Source organism: Mycobacterium sp. (assembly GCF_049281135.1).
Classification (GTDB): domain Bacteria; phylum Actinomycetota; class Actinomycetes; order Mycobacteriales; family Mycobacteriaceae; genus Mycobacterium.
In genome coordinates this window covers 1-2,608 of the sequence record NZ_JBAPRN010000201.1, presented here as the reverse complement: position 1 = coordinate 2,608, position 2,608 = coordinate 1, and the positions used below count along the sequence as shown (strand labels likewise).

At 61.7% G+C, this 2,608-nt stretch carries 3 protein-coding genes; 2 read left to right on the top strand and 1 reads right to left on the bottom strand.

Annotation, left to right across the window (positions count from 1 at the left end; translation table 11 throughout):
• A partial coding sequence (locus WAN02_RS08340) for an AraC family transcriptional regulator ligand-binding domain-containing protein (RefSeq protein ID WP_422263684.1) occupies positions 1–613 on the bottom strand: 613 nt, incomplete at its 3' end.
• Positions 614–676: 63 nt separating this feature from the next.
• Here WAN02_RS08340 and WAN02_RS08335 point away from each other — a divergent pair.
• Positions 677–1,804 (top strand): hypothetical protein, encoded by a 1,128-nt coding sequence (locus tag WAN02_RS08335; protein ID WP_422263683.1) that lies wholly within the window; start codon positions 677–679, stop codon positions 1,802–1,804.
• Entirely contained in the window at positions 1,797–2,531 is a 735-nt protein-coding gene (locus tag WAN02_RS08330) for a hypothetical protein (RefSeq protein WP_422263682.1), read from the top strand. Before WAN02_RS08335 ends, WAN02_RS08330 begins: the two co-directional genes overlap by 8 nt.
• The last annotated feature ends 77 nt before the right edge of the window (positions 2,532–2,608 follow it).

Here is a 2,608-nt window from a genome sequence, read left to right as displayed (position 1 = left end):
GACAATCCATCAGTTCCCGGTAACGGTGCAGATGGGCCGGCTCCGAGTAGGTCAGCGCCAGTCGCTCAACGGGAAACTTCGTGATGCCGATCAGCCGCTGCAAAGCCATGTCGCAAGCAATCTTCTCTTCGATCAGGAACTGCAGCAGCTCGGAACGAATATGTGGGTGGGGAAGATAGGTCAGCAGCAGCTGATCGCCGACCTGCGCGAAATCCATCGCAATCAGATTGCCGAAAAAGACCGGGTTGTACTGATGCCACAGCCGCGTCGCTTCGTCTGAAGTTTCGCAGGTCATCACGCTGTAACCGAGGATTCCGAGGTCACCCAGGGTCAACTGCTCGCCGAGCGTGAAGGCCAGGGAGGCAGATCCGGACAGGCGGTTGATATTGGAAATGATCCGGATGTACTTCGAAATCTCCACCAGATACAGCGGGTCGGCAAGATCCCGCACGCCGATGCCGGTGCCCGCCAGCACCCGCTCGCCGGGATATCCCTGCTGCAGCATGACCTTGAGGTAGAAGTTGATCTTGGCGGGCCGGAGCCGAGTGAGCTCGCCGGTGGCCGGCCGGCGGTAATCGTCCTGGTTGGTCCGCATCCTGACCGGATTCGCCATTCTCAGTCCCTCCGGCCCAACCATAGGCTTGTGCCGGCCTAACGTTAATGGGATAGGGGAAAGATGCGAGACCCGTTTCGGGTTATTGTCTGGGGCCCCGGCCGCCTTGGCGCGATTTGCATCAGGGAATGCACGCTCAACCCGGCTCTGAGGCTGGTCGGCGTGCGCGCCTACAGCGAGAGCAAGCACGGCGCCGACGCGGGCGTGCTGATCGGCATCGGCGAGATCGGTGTCACGGTCAGCACCGACGCGGCCGCCGTCATGAGCATCGACTGCGATGCCGTCATCTACAGCGCCCTGGACATGGGGATCTACCACACTGACGACGAGATTATTGCGCTGCTCGAAGCGGGCAAGAATGTCATCACGACCCTTCCGTACCAACATTTGGAAGCCGTCAAGGATCAGGCCTTCATAGATCGTCTGGAAGCGGCCTGCCGAAAAGGGCGGTCGGTCTTTCACGCCACCGGCGTAGACCCCGACACGGTCTGCGACCGGGTGCTACCCGCGTTGACGAGCATGTGCACCGACATCCGCCACGCGCAGATCCAGGAGAACTGGGATGTCGGCGCGTTCGGCATCGACACCCTGCGGGTGATCGGTTTCGGCCAGCCCAGGGAACAAGTCGAGGCCAACGCCGACAGCCTGTCGTTCGGCGACAACTACGGCAAGATGGTCACCTACGCCTGGGCCGAGATGATGGGCGTCACCTACGACCGGCGCACCGTCGAGCGCATCTTTCCGGTCGCGCCCGAAGACATCCAAACGCCCTCGGGCCTGCTGATCGAAAAAGGCACGGTGTGCTGCTACACCACGCGGTGGAGCGGCTATCTCGACAAACTTGGCGACCAGCCGTTCTTCCAGATCGAATACAACTGGCACGCGGGCGGCAAGGCCGTCCCCGGTCATGTGAAGGCGAACGTCACCGGCTGGGTGCTGTCCGTCGAAGGGCGGCCCAGCATTCGGACGGTGATCGACTTGAAGGCGGATTTCGAGACCGGTGAACGCTATGCGATTCCCGGGAACCCAAATTTCGAAGCCAGCTACCACGCAGTCGCAGCGCCGTGCCTGCAGGCAATTCCATACGTGGTAAACGCTGCGCCGGGAATCCTGCCCGTCTTCCACACCACGCATCATTGGACGCCGGATCTCCGTCAAGTTTCGATCGAAAAGGAGCCGACCCATGCATGAAAACGTCATCCGGAAGACCAATCTGTTCGGCGCCTGGTGCGGCATCGGCTATATCGCGCTGCTACTGCTCGGCTGGTGGGTGGTCGGTGGATTCTTCCCGTTGCACAAGCCCTCGGCAGGCGCCGAGGAGATCGCCAGCTTCTTCCGGCGGGACGTCGTCGGCATCCGCCTCGGCATGGTCATTGTGATGTGGGGCGCGGCCGTATTCATTCCCTTCACATCGACGATGGCCGATTACGTCGCCCGGTTCGAGGGGCGCACCGGACCACTGACCCGCACCATGACCATGGCCGGCTACTCCAACGCCCTGTTGACCTTCTACCCCCCGCTGTGGTGGATCGCCAGCACCTGGCGAGCCACCGAGCGCTCGGCAGATACCACCCGGATGCTCAACGACATCGCCTGGCTCCAATTCCTCGGCGCTCTGTCGCTCATCATGCCGATGTTCGTCGTCATCGTCGTCGTCGCATTCAACGACAAGAGCACACACCCGGTATTTCCGCGATGGTTCGGCTACCAGAGCATCATGACCTTTATCGCGTTCCTCCCAGATCAAGCACTGTTCTTCTTCAAGACCGGACCCTTCGCGTGGAACGGCGTGCTGGGATTCTGGATACCGCTCACGGTGTTCTGCGGCTGGTTCGTATCGATGTTCTACCTGATTCGTCGCTCACTCCTGGATGAGATGCACGAGGCCGAGCAGCCGCTTACGTACGCAACCGCGTGACGGCAGGCGGTAGACGTGGATGGTCGCCGCCGAGCAGAACCCGGTGGCCATCGACGACGACCGGGGCGGGCTCATCG